This window comes from Janthinobacterium sp. GW821-FHT03C08 (genome assembly GCF_059420905.1).
Genome location: NZ_JBWKUP010000011.1, coordinates 15,308 through 28,488, shown reverse-complemented (window position 1 = coordinate 28,488; position 13,181 = coordinate 15,308). Strand labels below are relative to the sequence as shown.

Below are 13,181 nucleotides of genomic sequence, written 5' to 3'. Positions count from 1 at the left end.
TGAGCAAAAGAGCAGTAAATACCCGCGTTTTATCAAAACGCCAACTTAATACTAATGCGCGGCACTCCGCGCCATTTGCCATGTCCCTGACACTATCCGACGTAAAACGCATCGCCCACCTGGCACAACTTGAAATGGCCGACGACCAGGCCGTCACGTCGCTGGATCAATTGAACAAAATTTTTGCACTGGCCGAGCAAATGCAGGCCGTCAATACCGATGGCGTGGCACCCTTGAGCCACCCGCTGGCCGCCCACATGGACAATATCGCCCTGCGCCTGCGCGAGGACATCGCCACCGAGCAGAATCGCCGCGACGCCTACCAGGCCGTGGCGCCGAAAGTCCAGGATGGGCTCTATCTCGTGCCAAAAGTGATCGAATAAGCATCTTTCGCGTTCTCGCTCAGTACGCTCGTCTTCCGCCGAATAAAATCAAATAGAAACGCCATGCATACAAAATCCATCAAACAGCTGTCCACGCTTTTGCAGAACAAGGAAATTTCCGCCGTTGCACTGGCGACGCATTTCCTCGACCGCATCGCAGCGGACAACTCGAACGCCTTCCTGCACGTCGACCGTGCCCTGACCATGGCGCAAGCTGCCGAAGCCGATGCGCGCATCGCCGCCGGCACGGCCACGCCATTGACGGGCGTGCCGATCGCGCACAAGGACCTGTTCGTGACGAAAGGCTGGCGCACCACGGCCGGCTCGAAAATGCTGGCCAACTACGCCAGTCCGTTTGACGCCACCGTGGTGGAGAAATTCCAGGCGGCCGGCATGGTTACCCTGGGCAAGGTCAATTGCGACGAATTCGCCATGGGCTCCGGCAACGAAAACTCGGCCTTCGGCGCCGTGCAAAACCCCTGGGACAAAACGGCCGTGCCGGGCGGCTCCTCGGGCGGCTCGGCCGCCGCCGTGGCGGCCGGCCTGACGCCGGCTGCCACCGGCACCGACACGGGCGGCTCGATCCGCCAGCCGGCCGCCTTTTGCGGCATCACCGGCATCAAGCCGACCTATGGCCGCGTCTCGCGCTTCGGCATGATCGCCTTTGCCTCCTCGCTGGACCAGGGCGGCCCGATGGCCCGCTCGGCCGAAGACTGCGCCCTGCTGCTCACCGCCATGGCCGGCTTCGACGAGCGCGACTCGACCAGCCTGTCGCCGGAACAGGGCGGCGTGGCGGAAGATTTTTCGCGCGAACTGGGCCAGCCATTGACGGGCCTGCGCATCGGCGTGCCGCGCGAGTACTTCGGCGAAGGCCTGGCCAAGGACGTGGAAGCGGCCGTGCGCGGCGCGCTGGCGCAGTATGAAAAGCTGGGCGCCACCCTGGTCGACATCTCGCTGCCGAATACGGCCCTGTCGATTCCGGCCTATTACATGATCGCACCGGCCGAAGCGTCGTCGAACCTGTCGCGCTACGACGGCGTGCGCTACGGCCACCGCGCTAGCGAGTACAAGGACTTGCAGGACATGTACAAGAAGTCGCGCGCCGAAGGCTTCGGCCCGGAAGTGCAGCGCCGCATCATGGTCGGCACCTATGTGCTGTGCCACGGCTACTACGACGCCTACTACCTGAAGGCGCAAAAGATCCGCCGCCTCATCGCGCAGGACTTCGACGCCGTGCTCAATGGCCCGAACGCCGTCTGCGACGTCATCATGGGCCCCGTCGCGCCGACCGTCGCCTGGGACCTGGGCGACAAGACGGACGACCCGGTGGCGAACTACCTGGCCGACATCTACACCCTGTCGACCAGCCTGGCCGGCCTGCCCGGCATGTCGATCCCATGCGGTTTCGGCGAAGGTGAAAAGAACGGCAAGCGCCCCGTCGGCCTGCAAATCATCGGCAACTATTTTGGCGAAGCGAAGCTGCTGAACGTGGCCCACCAGTTCCAGCAAGTGACGGACTGGCATACGCGCAGCCCTGCCGGCATCTAAGAACAAACGCGCCGCCACTGGCGGCGCCACCAAATTAAGCGAGAACACTATGCAATGGGAAGTCGTCATCGGTCTTGAGAACCACGTGCAGCTCACGACCGAATCCAAAATTTTCAGCGGTTCGCCGATCAAGTACGGCGCCGAAGCCAACACCCAGGCCAGCCCCGTCGACCTGGCGCTGCCAGGCGTGCTGCCCGTGATGAACAAGCAGGCCGTCGACCGCGCCATCCGTTTTGGTTTGGCCGTGGGTGCCACCGTGGCGCCGCACTCGGTCTTCGCCCGTAAAAACTATTTTTATCCAGACTCGCCCAAGGGTTATCAGATCAGCCAGTTCGAGGACCCCGTCGTCATCGGCGGCGCCCTGACCTTCGGCTACGAAAAGGATGGCGAATTCGTCACCAAGACGGTCAACCTGACGCGCGCCCACCTGGAAGAAGACGCGGGCAAATCCCTGCATGAAGACTATGCGGGCATGAGCGGCATCGACTTGAACCGCGCCGGCACGCCGCTGCTGGAAATCGTCTCGGAGCCGGAAATCCGCAGCGCCGCCGAAGCCGTGGCCTACGCCAAGGCCCTGCACTCGCTGGTCATGTGGCTGGGCGTTTGCGACGGCAACATGCAGGAAGGCTCGTTCCGCTGCGACGTCAACGTTTCCGTGCGCCCTGTCGGCCAGAAGGAATTCGGCACGCGCTGCGAAATCAAGAACCTGAACTCCTTCCGCTTCATCGAGGAAGCCGTGCACGTCGAAGTGCGCCGCCAGATCGAGCTGATCGAAGACGGCGGCAAGGTCGTGCAGGCGACGCGTTTGTACGATCCGGACCGCAAGGAAACGCGCGAAATGCGCAGCAAGGAAGACGCCCAGGATTACCGCTACTTCCCGGACCCGGACTTGCCGCCGCTGGTCATCTCGCCCGAGTGGATCGCCACGGTCAAGGCCTCGATGCCGGAACTGCCCGCCGCCATGCGCGCGCGCTTCATCAGCGAATACGCGCTGCCGGACTACGACGCGCTGGTGCTGACGCAGTCGAAAGCGATGGCCACCTATTTCATCGCCGTGGTCGACAAGGCCGGCAAGGAAAACGCCAAGGCCGCCGCCAACTGGCTGATGGGCGACGTGTCGTCGACCCTGAACCGCGAAGGCGTGGACCTGGACGACGCCCCCGTCTCCCCGGCGCAGCTGGCCGCCATGCTCAAGCGCATCGCCGACGGCACCATCTCGAACAAGGCGGCAAAGGAAGTCTTCGCCGGCATGTGGGAAGCCAAGTCCAGCGACGAGAACCTGGTCGACACCGTCATCGACGCCAAGGGCTTGAAGCAGATCTCGGACACGGGCGCCCTGGAAGCCATCGTCGACGAAGTGCTGGCAGCGAATGCCAAATCGGTGGAGCAGTACCGCGCCGGCAAGGAAGCGGCCATCAATGCGCTGATCGGCCAGGCCATGAAGGCATCCAAGGGCAAGGCCAATCCGGCCCAGCTGACGGAATTGCTGAAGGCCAAGCTGGCGGGGTAAGTTTTTACGCGCCCTCCCAAAAAAGACGCTGCGGCGTCTTTTTTTTCGCCCGTAGAACCCTCGCGTAAACAAGCTTGTCTAGATTTTTCTCCATGCCTGGAAGGCGTTTCTGTGTCACTGCAAATTAAAGTATACATTTTTGTCTACAAGGTTTAACCTAGCCATATTGAATTTCAGGCAAGAGGAAAACCGCATGGGCAAGACGCACGACATCCCGAAACCGACGGCGGCAGAACTCGATCTGCTGCAGGCGCTGTGGCCGCTGGGCGCCGCCACGGCCAAGCAGGTGCACGAGGCGATGGCGCTGGCCAAGCCGGCCATCACGTATGGCACCGTGCTGCGCCTGATGCAGATCATGCATGGCAAGGGCTTGCTGATCCGCGACGAAAGCCAACGCTCGCACGTGTATGCGCCGGCGCAGGCGCAGGATAGCCTGCAGACCAATTTGCTCAAGGAATTGATGCAGAAAGCCTTCGCCGGTTCGGCCAAGGCGCTGGTGCTGGCGGCCCTGCGCACGGGCGTGTCGCGCGCCGAACGCGAAGAAATCGAAAAAATGCTCAAGGACGATCAGTCATGAGCGGCTTCGTGCCGGCGCTGGGCTGGACCCTGCTGCACTTCCTGTGGCAGGGTTTGCTGATCGGCTGCGCCACGGCGCTGGCTCGGGCCGCCCTGCGCAATGCGCGTCCCGAGGCGCGCTACGCCGTCGGCTGCGGCGCCCTGCTGGCCTGCCTGGCCTGGCCAGCGGCGGGCCTGTATCTGCGCCTGGCGGACACGGAGGCAAACGGCGTCCTGTTCGCCAATCCCCTGCTGCCGGCCGCCCTGCTGGTGCCCGACAGCTTGCCCGACCTGCACCTGCTGCTGCGCGCCATCGTCGGCGTGTGGGCGCTGTGCGCCGCCGTGCTGGCCGCGCGCATGGCGCTGGGCATGCTGTGGATAGAACGCAGCGCCAGCAGGATGGGAGCCACGCATGCCTCCTGGCAGGCGCGCTTGTCGCGCATGGCGCAGGATGCGGGCGTGACGCGGCCCGTGCGCCTGCGCATACTCGACGACATTGCCAGTCCGCTCACGGCCGGCATCTGGCGCCCCATGGTGCTGGTGCCCGCAGCGCTGATCACCGGCATGCCGCCGCAGCTGCTCGAGGCGCTGCTGGCGCACGAACTGGCGCACATCCGGCGCCACGACTATCTGCTCAACCTGCTGCAAAACGTCATCGAGGCGCTGCTGTTCTTCCACCCTGCCGTGTGGTGGATTTCACACGGCGTGCGCCTCGAACGGGAACACATTGCAGATGATTTCGCAGCAAGACAACTGGGCGAACCGCGGCGTCTGGCTCTTGCACTCTCGGAACTGGAACGTCTCCAGTTCTCAACCCACCACCTGGCCCAGGCGGCCAACGGAGGAGATCTTATGTCACGTATCAAACGATTGCTGCGCCCCGCACCACAAACCCTGAACTGGAAGGCCGCCGTGCCGCTGCTGGCCCTGGCCGGCGCCTGCCTCGGCATCTACGGCCAGGCCGTCGCCGCCGACAGCGCGCCGGTACTGGAACGCCGCCCCGTCATCGACTTTGGCGTCTGCGGCAAACCCGTCTACCCGGCCGCATCGCTGCAGGCGAAGGAAGAGGGCACGGTCAACATGTCCTTCGATGTCGACGCCGCCGGCAAGGTCCAAGGGTCGAGCGTGCTCAACAGCAGTGGCCATCCGGCCCTCGACGAGGCGGCGCGCAGCGGCATTGCCAAGTGCACGTTCAAGCCGGCCCTGGCTGGCGGCAAGCCTGTCAGCGCCAACGTCAAGGTGCAATACGTCTGGCGTCTGAAGTAAGCATGGGCGGCGGCGTTGCAACATTGCTGCAGCGCCGCCGCCGCCCGCTTGCGGGTATGATCATGGATTCTTCCACGCCCCTGTGAACACGCCATGAACAAGATCAAAACCGGACTGGTCGGCTACGGCTTTGCCGGCTCCACCTTCCACGCTCCCGTCCTCTCCGCCATCGATGCCGTGGAACTGACGGCCGTCGCCTCCAGCAAACCTGAGCTCGTGCACAAGGACTGGCCGCAAGCGACTGTCTACGCCGATGCGGCGCAGCTGTTTGCCGACCCGGCGATCGAGCTGGTGGTCATCGCCGCGCCCAACGAGGCGCATTTCAGCCTCGCGCTGGCGGCCCTGCAGGCGGGCAAGCACGTGGTGGTCGACAAGCCCTTCACCATTTCCAGCTTTGAAGCGCAGACCCTGATCGACCTGGCAAACAAGAACAGGCTGGTGCTCAGCGTGTACCACAACCGGCGCTGGGATGGCGACTTCCTGACGCTCAAGGCGCTGCTGGCGCAAGGCACCCTGGGCCGCATCGCCAGCGTCGAATCGCATTTCGACCGCTTCCGTCCCGAGATCCGCCAGCGCTGGCGCGAGTCCGCTGCGCCCGGTGGCGGCCTGTTGTACGACCTGGGACCGCACATGCTGGACCAGGCCATGCAGCTGTTCGGCAAGCCGGAAAAGCTGTATGCCGACATCGCCCTGCAGCGCGACAACGCGCAGGCCGTCGACTACATGCACATCGTTTTGTACTACGAGCGCCTGCGCGTGGTGCTGCAGGCCGGTTGCCTGGTGAAGGCGCCGACGGCACGCTTCGCCGTGCATGGCGACAAGGGCAGTTTCGTGAAGTTCGGCCTCGACCCGCAGGAAGACGCCTTGAAGGCGGGCGGCAGGCCGGGCCAGCCTGGCTGGGGCGTGGACCCCGTGCGCGGCGCGCTGCACCTGGGAGCGCAGCCGGACGGCCACGTTGAGCACCTGGAAATACAGGCGGGCCGCTACCAGGACTTTTACCAGGGCATGGCCGACGCCATCCGCCACGGCGCGCCGGCGCCGGTGGCGGCCGAGGATGCGGCAGCGACGATACGCCTGATCGAACTGGCCCTGCTCAGCGCTGCCGAAGGCCGCGTGCTCGAGGTCAGCTGATCGGCATCAGTTGATGACGAAGGCCAGCACCACGGCGCCCAGCGCCAGCATGGCCAGGCCGCAGATGAACACCAGCTCGCCCCACCATTCGTAGCGCAGGCGCGACTGGCCGGGGCGCAGCGACATGAAGGACAGCACGGCGCTGACGAGAAACACGACGGCGTCGCCCGCCAGCAGCTTGTCGATCACCACGCGCACGTCGCCGCGTGGCGCCAGGTGCCCGATCGACAGCACGGTCATGCACACGCCGATCATCGTCGCCGACGTGGGCAGGATATGGGCAGACAAGCCCCGTTCAGGCGCCTTGCCGTCGCCAGGCATCAGGTCTTGCCCTGGTTCGTTCCCGCTGGCCAGACCAGTTCCACGCGCGCGGAGCTGCCCGCCTTGATCTGTACCTTGCGCTCCAGCGTCTTGCCCGCCAGGGTGGCGCGCAAGGTGTAGTTGCCCGGCGCCAGCCTGGCCAGCAGGAAGGGGCCGCTGGCCGTGGTCTCGAGCTGCACGGCCCCCTTCGCATCGCGTATTTCCAGCTTCACGTCGGAAGCATATTCCGCCCGTGGCGCCGCCTGCACGGAAAACACCAGGCTCAATGGCCAGTGCCGGCTGGCGTTCTGGATGGCCGTCGATTCATCGAGGCCAATGCCACCGCTCAGGTATTCGACCGCCCCGCTCTTCTGTACAGCGGGCAGCGCGCTGTCGGCTTGCGCCTGCGCCACGCCGCCCAGCAGGAGGCCGGCGCTCAGCACCGCTCCCGCCAGGCCCACAATACCGCGTCTGTTAGGTGCCATCTTATTCTCCATCATGTGTGGTTGATATGAATCAAGATAGAAAACGAAGCTTAGGCCAGTCTTAGCGCATCGTTAGCGCCGGCGCATGGCCTCGGCGATCTTCTGGTCCGTCTTGTACTGGCTCAGCGCATACACGGCCCAGATCGTGGCCGGTAGCCAGCCGATCATGGTAATTTGCAGTATCAGGCAGATGATGCCGGCGATAGGACGGCCGATCGTGAAAAAAGTCAGCCATGGAAGTATCAAAGCAATCAGCAAGCGCATAGTTGTTTCCTTGTGCATCCCCTGTGCCGCGGGGACCGGGCCGGCTGGGCCGGCGGTAAAATTCATTAGTCCGATTATAACGATACCTGCTGCCTCAAGCTGGCGCGGGTGCGAGCAGTTTTTCCATCCAGTCCAGGATGGCGGCGAAGATCACTTCGCGGTTCATCTCGTTGAAATTCTCGTGATAATTGGCCGGATAAAAATGGTAATCGAGCAAGCCATCGGGCACGCTGCGCAGCATGCTTTCCGTGGCGCGGCTGTTGGCCAGCTTGTCGTCACCCGCCACCACGGCGAACAGGGGGAAGGCCCAGCCAGACAGGCCGCCCGCCAGCGCCTTTTGCGCCGACAGCAAGGCATGGGCGAAACGCACCGTCGCCGCGCTGGCGCGGATGCCGTCGCGCTCATCCTGGAAATGGCGCGCGGTAATCGTCTGGTCGTGCGTGAGCAGCATGGTCAGGTTACCCAGCGGAACCTTCATCGTGGGAAAGTGCCTGGCCAGCCAGCCCGACAGCATCTGCATCAGCTTCGGCACCGGAATCGCGTTCACGTAGTACGGCGATGAAAGGATGAAGCCTTTGATCGCCGGGTCGCCCGCAAAACGGTGTAGTCCCAGGTGCGTGGCGATCAGGCCGCCCATGGAATGGCCCATGACAAAAATCGGCACGCCCGGATACGCGGCCTTGACCCAGGCGAGGAACAGCTCTTCGTCGTCGAGGAAGGCGTCGAAGGAAGGGATGTCGACCTTGCGCTTGCCATCGTGGCCCACCATGTCGAAGCTGACGGTGGCGATGCCGTGTCGGCGGAAGGTCAGCGCCGGCGTGACGTAGTCGCCCGCATGCGCCATGCCGCCGTGGATCGCCAGGATCACGGCGCGCGGCTGCTGCGGCTCCGGCGCCTGCCAGATGTGGATGGGCCGCTCGACCCCGTCGCTGCACCGCAGGCTGGCCATCTTGTCTTCTGAAAAACGCATCGCTGCTCCTGTCATGCCCTGTCACGCCTTCAGGTGATCGATCAACTGACGCGCATACAGGGGTAATTCACTGAACTGGCGCACGCAAATCGTCAGATTGCGTACCGACCAGGGATCGGATAATTCCAGGCAGCGCAGCGCCATCGTCTGCTGGCAGCGGCTGGCAGCCGCCAGCGGCACCACGCTCACGCCCACGCCGCTGGCCACCATGCGGCACACGGCATCGAAGCTGCGCAGCCGCACGCGCACTTTCAGCGGACGACCCAGGCGCGCCGCGTGCAGGCCCAGGTACTGCTGCATGGCGCTGTCGTCGGCCAGGCCGATGAAATCGTGATCGAGCACGCTGGCAAAGTCGACGACACCATCCTGCCCCAGCGCGCGGTGATGCACGCCGTCCGCCGCCGCGATCACCACCAGCCGGTCGGGGCGGAACAAAAACGTCTGCAAGCCGCGCATGTCGACCGAATCGGAGACGATGCCCATGTCGGCCAACCCTTCCGAGACGGCCTTGACGATATCGTAACTGAGACGCTCTTCCAGGTCGATGGTCAGGTTCGGATGGCGGTCGAGGAAAGCGCCGAGCGCCTCGGGCAGAAATTCGCTGAGCGCCGCCGTATTGCACAGCAGCCGCAACTGCCCTTTCAAGCCGCGCGCAAATTCACCGAGCTCGCCGCGCATTTTCTCCATTTGCATTAACACGAGGCGCGCGTGATGCAGCAGGGTCTGGCCCACGGGCGTCGGCTCCACGCCGCGCCGGCCGCGCAGCAGCAGCGGCATGCCCAGCATCTCTTCCATGCCGCGCACGCGCGCGCTGCTCGAGGCCAGCGCCAGATGGCTGCGCGTGGCGCCCGCCGTCAGGCTGCCCGCCTCCACCACGTTGACAAACAGCTGCAAGTCGACCAGATCAAAACGCATGGCGCCCTCCTTTGCGCCATCTTACCAGCCTTCGCTTTTGACATAGGCTGACCGCGGATAATCCACCTTGGCGAAAGTGCGCGCGGCGCGCAAAATCCATGCACGTTCGTTCTTGAATCAAAAACATGGATATTGCATTCTTGCTGGCCGTCGGTGCCAGCTTCATCGCCGCAGGCTTCGTCAAGGGCGTAGTGGGACTGGGCTTGCCGACCGTGGCCATGGGCACGCTCAGCCTCGTCATGGCGCCCGTGCAGGCGGCCGCGCTGCTGATCGTACCCTCGATGGTGACGAATGTGTGGCAGCTGGCGGCCGGTCCCGGCCTGCGCGCCCTGCTGCGGCGCCTGTGGCCCATGTTGGCCGCCGTCATGGCCGGTACCCTGGCGGGCGGCGCGCTGCTGCCGAAGGACAGCGGCGCCTGGGCCGTCGTCGCCCTGGGCGTGGCGCTGATGCTGTACGCGCTGGCCGGCCTGTTTTCGCTGCAGCTGCGCGTACCCGCCCGGCACGAAGCGTGGCTGGGGCCATTGGCTGGCGCGGCGACGGGCCTGGTGACGGCCGCCACGGGCGTGTTCGTGATCCCCGCCGTGCCGTATCTGCAGGGACTGGGCCTGGCACGCGATGCGCTGGTACAGGCGCTGGGCCTGGCGTTTACCGTCTCGACGGTGGCGCTGGCGGCCAGCCTGTCCCTGCACGGCGACTTCAGCCTCGGTGCGGCGGGCGCCTCGGCGTATGCGCTGCTGCCGGCGATCGCGGGCATGCTGGCCGGCCAATGGCTGCGCGGGCGCATCTCGCAGCAGGTGTTCAAGCGGTGTTTTTTTGTCGGGCTGTTCGCCCTGGGCCTGCATTCGGCGGTCAAGCCATGGCTGGGATGATAGACGTGGCGCCCTGGGGCGAGCATGCGCTGTCGGCCTGCATCGACGGCCAGCAGGTGGCCATGCTCGATTTCAGCCCCTGCGGCGGCGAGGTCACGCTCAACATGCTGTTCGTGAAACCGCCATTTCGCCATCGCGGCGTGGCCAGGGCATTGATACGCGAAATCCAGCGGCGCTATGCGCAGGTGCGCTGGGTCAATCGAGGCCGAGAATGGACGCGACCGACAGTTCGAGCTGCTCGACCAGTTCCGGCTGCATGAATTGATACTCGTCGGGGATATCGAGCACGTGGATGGTCTTGTGCTCGAGCAGGCGGCCAAACTGCGCGCGCAGGCGCGACTTGTGCTTCTCCTCCATCACGAAAATCACCGTGCACCAGGCCAGGTCATTCGCATTGACGGGATGGCGCGCGTTCGGACTGGTACCGCCCGAACGCACGGACAGGGCGGGATGGCGACGCCATACCCGCTCCGCCGTGGGACTGCGCCACTGGTTGCGGCTGCAAACGAACAGGACGTTCAAGCGCGCCTGAACCTTAGATACCGTAGCGTGCGCGGTAGGCGGAAACGGCCTCTTTATGCTTCAGCAGTTCCGGATCGGCGCCCGCGCCGTTCAGGTAACCGAACAAGTCGTCCAGGTTGCCGATCGAGATGACAGGAATGCCGTACTGTTTCGACACTTCCTGCACCGCCGAACTTGGCGACAGCTGGCCATCCGGACCGGAGCGCTCCATGCGGTCCAGGGCGATCAGCACGGCGCATGGCTCGGCGCCGGCGGCGCGGATCATGTCCACCGATTCGCGCACCGACGTGCCGGCCGAGATCACATCGTCAATGATGACAACCTTGCCATGCAGCTTGGCGCCGACGATGGTGCCGCCTTCGCCGTGGTCCTTGGCTTCCTTGCGGTTGAAGGCGAACGAGGTGTTGCGGCCCTTGCCGGCCAGTGCCACGGCGGTGGCCGAGGCCAGGGTGATGCCCTTGTAGGCGGGGCCGAACAGCATGTCGAATTCCACGCCCGAGTCGAGCAGCGTCTGCGCGTAAAACTGCGCCAGCTCGGCCAGGGTGGCGCCGTCATGGAACAGGCCCGCATTGAAGAAGTATGGCGATGATCGCCCGGCCTTGGTGGTGAACTCGCCGAACCGCAAGACTCCCTTGGATACTGAAAACGCGATAAACTGCTGGCGTAAATTATTCACATTAGCCTCATTTTTTAAAAGTGCCTGTATTTTAATCCGCGCGCAGCGGCGAGACAATCGCCATGCCGCGCCCGCCGGCCCCGTCCAGCGCCCTTTCACTCTAGACCTATGCCAAAAATTATCTCCGCCAACCTGAACGGCATCCGCTCCGCCGCCAAAAAAGGCTTTTTCAACTGGATGGGCACGCAAACGGCCGATTTCATCTGCGTGCAGGAATTGAAGGCGCAGCTGCCCGACATGACGCCGGAATTCCTCAACCCGCACGGTTACCATGGCCATTTCCACTACGCCGAGAAAAAAGGCTATTCGGGCACGGGCGTGTACAGCAAGGTGGAACCGGACGCCGTGCATATCGGTTTCGGCAGCCCGGAATTCGATGCCGAAGGCCGCTACGTGCGCTGTGATTTTGGCAACCTGTCCGTCATTTCCGTGTACTGCCCGTCCGGTTCGTCCGGCCCGGAACGCCAGGAAGCCAAGTTCCGCTTCATGGAACTGTTCCTGCCGCACCTGCTGGAATTGAAGGCGCTGGGCCGCGAAGTGGTCATCTGCGGCGACTGGAACATCGCCCACCATGAAATCGACCTGAAAAACTGGAAGGGCAACAAGAAGAATTCCGGCTTCCTGCCCGAGGAACGCGCATGGCTGACGCGCGTCTTCGACGAAGTGGGCTTCGTCGACGTGCACCGCGGCCTGGACAAGCGCGAAGACCAGTACACCTGGTGGAGCAACCGTGGACAAGCCTACGCGAAGAACGTGGGCTGGCGCATCGACTACCACGTCGCCACCCCCGGCATCGCGGCCCAGGCGCATACGGTCAGCGTCTACAAGGACGAGCGCTTTTCCGACCACGCGCCGCTGATCATCGATTACACGCTCAAGGCTTAAGCCCCCAGGCTGCGCCGGCTCTCGAAACGGCGCGCCGCGCCGCTCAACGGGTCCGTGAAAGCGATGGCGCGCGCCAGCAGCTGCAAGGGCTGCGACATGTCGTCTTCCTTGCACGGCAGGGCCACGGGATAAAAGGCATCATTGACGATGGGGATGCCCAGCGCGGCCAGGTGCACGCGCAGCTGGTGCTTGCGGCCCGTGTGCGGCTGCAGCCGGTACAGATTCAACTCGCCGCGCCGTTCGATCACGTCGATGACGGTTTCCGAATTCGGCTCCCCCTCCTCCTCGCGCATGAGGAAGAACTGCGCACCCTCGACCATACGGCTGCGGTAGGTGAACGGGAATTCGCGCTCCGCCAATGCCGGCGCCAGCGCCTCGTAGGTCTTGCACACTTCGCGGCGCTGGAACAGCGACTGGTAGGCGCCCCGGCTGGCGACCTGGCGCGAAAAAATCACCACGCCGGCCGTCTCGCGGTCGAGGCGGTGGATGGGCGTGAGCTCGGCGCAGTCCAGGCTTTTCTTCAGGCGCGTCAGCAGGGTCTCCTGCACGAAGCGCCCGCCTGGCGTCATCGGCAAAAAATGCGGCTTGTCGACCACCACCAGGTGCTCGTCCTGGAACAGGATGGCTTCCTGGAAGGGAATCGGCGTTTCGCGTTCCAGCTCGCGGTAGTAAAAGATGCGCATGCCGCGCCGGTACGCGCTGTCCGGCCCCAGCACGGCGCCCTCGCCATCGACCACCTCCCCGCGCGCCATACGGTCCAGCCACTGCGCGGCGCTGATCTGCGGATAGCGCGCGACGAGGAAGGCGAGCATGCCGGGCCACTGCCCGTCCGGCAGCCACAGATAGCTGGGCGCCACGCCATCGCGCATGGGCAACGGTGCGGCAGCGTGACGGCTGGACAT

The 13,181-nt window shown here is 64.4% G+C and carries 17 protein-coding genes; 9 read left to right on the top strand and 8 right to left on the bottom strand.

Annotation, left to right across the window (positions count from 1 at the left end; translation table 11 throughout):
* Positions 1-80 precede the first annotated feature (80 nt).
* The 6 genes from gatC to AC07VL_RS16865 all read left to right on the top strand — a co-directional run bounded on the left by gatC (position 81) and on the right by AC07VL_RS16865 (position 6,393).
* On the top strand, positions 81-383 hold the full coding sequence (gatC, locus tag AC07VL_RS16890; RefSeq protein ID WP_494806866.1) for an Asp-tRNA(Asn)/Glu-tRNA(Gln) amidotransferase subunit GatC: 303 nt from the start codon (positions 81-83) through the stop codon (positions 381-383).
* Positions 384-446: 63 nt separating this feature from the next.
* Positions 447-1,931 (top strand): Asp-tRNA(Asn)/Glu-tRNA(Gln) amidotransferase subunit GatA, encoded by a 1,485-nt coding sequence (gene gatA, locus AC07VL_RS16885; RefSeq protein WP_494806865.1) that lies wholly within the window; start codon positions 447-449, stop codon positions 1,929-1,931.
* Entirely contained in the window at positions 1,906-3,441 is a 1,536-nt protein-coding gene (gene gatB, locus AC07VL_RS16880; protein ID WP_494807045.1) for an Asp-tRNA(Asn)/Glu-tRNA(Gln) amidotransferase subunit GatB, read from the top strand. The genes gatA and gatB overlap by 26 nt, the downstream gene beginning before the upstream one ends.
* Before the next feature lie 193 nt (positions 3,442-3,634).
* Positions 3,635-4,018: a BlaI/MecI/CopY family transcriptional regulator gene (locus AC07VL_RS16875; RefSeq protein ID WP_494806864.1), complete on the top strand. Its 384-nt coding sequence runs from the start codon at positions 3,635-3,637 to the stop codon at positions 4,016-4,018.
* Positions 4,015-5,262, top strand: coding sequence for a M56 family metallopeptidase (locus tag AC07VL_RS16870; protein WP_494806863.1), 1,248 nt, complete (start codon positions 4,015-4,017; stop codon positions 5,260-5,262). Before AC07VL_RS16875 ends, AC07VL_RS16870 begins: the two co-directional genes overlap by 4 nt.
* Positions 5,263-5,355: 93 nt before the next feature.
* The gene (locus AC07VL_RS16865) at positions 5,356-6,393 is read left to right on the top strand and encodes an oxidoreductase (RefSeq protein WP_494806862.1); all 1,038 of its coding nucleotides are present in this window, start codon (positions 5,356-5,358) and stop codon (positions 6,391-6,393) included.
* 6 nt (positions 6,394-6,399) lie between these two features.
* Here AC07VL_RS16865 and AC07VL_RS16860 read toward each other — a convergent pair whose 3' ends face one another.
* The 5 genes from AC07VL_RS16860 to AC07VL_RS16840 form a co-directional block, all read right to left on the bottom strand.
* Positions 6,400-6,714, bottom strand: coding sequence for a hypothetical protein (locus AC07VL_RS16860; protein ID WP_290605214.1), 315 nt, complete (start codon positions 6,712-6,714; stop codon positions 6,400-6,402).
* Positions 6,714-7,178: a peptidase associated/transthyretin-like domain-containing protein gene (locus tag AC07VL_RS16855; protein ID WP_494806861.1), complete on the bottom strand. Its 465-nt coding sequence runs from the start codon at positions 7,176-7,178 to the stop codon at positions 6,714-6,716. Before AC07VL_RS16855 ends, AC07VL_RS16860 begins: the two co-directional genes overlap by 1 nt.
* Positions 7,179-7,250: 72 nt before the next feature.
* Entirely contained in the window at positions 7,251-7,442 is a 192-nt protein-coding gene (locus AC07VL_RS16850; RefSeq protein ID WP_494806860.1) for a YqaE/Pmp3 family membrane protein, read from the bottom strand.
* Positions 7,443-7,536: 94 nt separating this feature from the next.
* Positions 7,537-8,412, bottom strand: coding sequence for an alpha/beta fold hydrolase (locus AC07VL_RS16845; protein WP_494806859.1), 876 nt, complete (start codon positions 8,410-8,412; stop codon positions 7,537-7,539).
* Between the two features lie 21 nt (positions 8,413-8,433).
* Positions 8,434-9,327, bottom strand: coding sequence for a LysR family transcriptional regulator (locus AC07VL_RS16840; protein ID WP_494806858.1), 894 nt, complete (start codon positions 9,325-9,327; stop codon positions 8,434-8,436).
* A 125-nt stretch (positions 9,328-9,452) separates the two neighbouring features.
* Between AC07VL_RS16840 and AC07VL_RS16835 the strand changes: the two genes are divergently transcribed.
* A complete protein-coding gene (locus AC07VL_RS16835; protein WP_494806857.1) occupies positions 9,453-10,196 on the top strand; it encodes a sulfite exporter TauE/SafE family protein in 744 nt (247 codons plus the stop codon).
* Complete coding sequence (locus tag AC07VL_RS16830; protein WP_494806856.1) at positions 10,094-10,456, top strand: GNAT family N-acetyltransferase; 363 nt, start codon at positions 10,094-10,096, stop codon at positions 10,454-10,456. The genes AC07VL_RS16835 and AC07VL_RS16830 overlap by 103 nt, the downstream gene beginning before the upstream one ends.
* Here the strand turns inward: AC07VL_RS16830 and AC07VL_RS16825 are convergent.
* A complete protein-coding gene (locus AC07VL_RS16825; protein WP_494806855.1) occupies positions 10,392-10,718 on the bottom strand; it encodes a low molecular weight protein tyrosine phosphatase family protein in 327 nt (108 codons plus the stop codon). The two genes, AC07VL_RS16830 and AC07VL_RS16825, sit on opposite strands and share 65 nt — an antisense overlap.
* Before the next feature lie 13 nt (positions 10,719-10,731).
* On the bottom strand, positions 10,732-11,394 hold the full coding sequence (pyrE, locus tag AC07VL_RS16820; protein WP_475416746.1) for an orotate phosphoribosyltransferase: 663 nt from the start codon (positions 11,392-11,394) through the stop codon (positions 10,732-10,734).
* Positions 11,395-11,502: 108 nt separating this feature from the next.
* On the opposite strand from pyrE, the gene AC07VL_RS16815 reads away from it, so the two are divergent.
* On the top strand, positions 11,503-12,279 hold the full coding sequence (locus tag AC07VL_RS16815; RefSeq protein ID WP_077399376.1) for an exodeoxyribonuclease III: 777 nt from the start codon (positions 11,503-11,505) through the stop codon (positions 12,277-12,279).
* Here the strand turns inward: AC07VL_RS16815 and AC07VL_RS16810 are convergent.
* Positions 12,276-13,181 (bottom strand): RluA family pseudouridine synthase, encoded by a 906-nt coding sequence (locus tag AC07VL_RS16810; RefSeq protein WP_494806854.1) that lies wholly within the window; start codon positions 13,179-13,181, stop codon positions 12,276-12,278. The two genes, AC07VL_RS16815 and AC07VL_RS16810, sit on opposite strands and share 4 nt — an antisense overlap.

What these genes read in the sequence shown, in the direction of transcription:
- AC07VL_RS16835 (WP_494806857.1), top strand. Translation starts at nt 9,453, where the DNA reads ATGGATATTGCATTCTTGCTGGCCGTCGGTGCCAGCTTCATCGCCGCA.
- AC07VL_RS16815 (WP_077399376.1), top strand. Translation starts at nt 11,503, where the DNA reads ATGCCAAAAATTATCTCCGCCAACCTGAACGGCATCCGCTCCGCCGCC.
- AC07VL_RS16870 (WP_494806863.1), top strand. Translation starts at nt 4,015, where the DNA reads ATGAGCGGCTTCGTGCCGGCGCTGGGCTGGACCCTGCTGCACTTCCTG.
- AC07VL_RS16810 (WP_494806854.1), bottom strand. Translation starts at nt 13,181, where the DNA reads ATGTCCAGCCGTCACGCTGCCGCACCGTTGCCCATGCGCGATGGCGTG.
- AC07VL_RS16860 (WP_290605214.1), bottom strand. Translation starts at nt 6,714, where the DNA reads ATGCCTGGCGACGGCAAGGCGCCTGAACGGGGCTTGTCTGCCCATATC.
- AC07VL_RS16855 (WP_494806861.1), bottom strand. Translation starts at nt 7,178, where the DNA reads ATGGCACCTAACAGACGCGGTATTGTGGGCCTGGCGGGAGCGGTGCTG.
- AC07VL_RS16840 (WP_494806858.1), bottom strand. Translation starts at nt 9,327, where the DNA reads ATGCGTTTTGATCTGGTCGACTTGCAGCTGTTTGTCAACGTGGTGGAG.
- AC07VL_RS16845 (WP_494806859.1), bottom strand. Translation starts at nt 8,412, where the DNA reads ATGCGTTTTTCAGAAGACAAGATGGCCAGCCTGCGGTGCAGCGACGGG.
- AC07VL_RS16850 (WP_494806860.1), bottom strand. Translation starts at nt 7,442, where the DNA reads ATGCGCTTGCTGATTGCTTTGATACTTCCATGGCTGACTTTTTTCACG.
- gatC (WP_494806866.1), top strand. Translation starts at nt 81, where the DNA reads ATGTCCCTGACACTATCCGACGTAAAACGCATCGCCCACCTGGCACAA.
- gatA (WP_494806865.1), top strand. Translation starts at nt 447, where the DNA reads ATGCATACAAAATCCATCAAACAGCTGTCCACGCTTTTGCAGAACAAG.
- AC07VL_RS16830 (WP_494806856.1), top strand. Translation starts at nt 10,094, where the DNA reads ATGGCTGCGCGGGCGCATCTCGCAGCAGGTGTTCAAGCGGTGTTTTTT.
- AC07VL_RS16865 (WP_494806862.1), top strand. Translation starts at nt 5,356, where the DNA reads ATGAACAAGATCAAAACCGGACTGGTCGGCTACGGCTTTGCCGGCTCC.
- AC07VL_RS16875 (WP_494806864.1), top strand. Translation starts at nt 3,635, where the DNA reads ATGGGCAAGACGCACGACATCCCGAAACCGACGGCGGCAGAACTCGAT.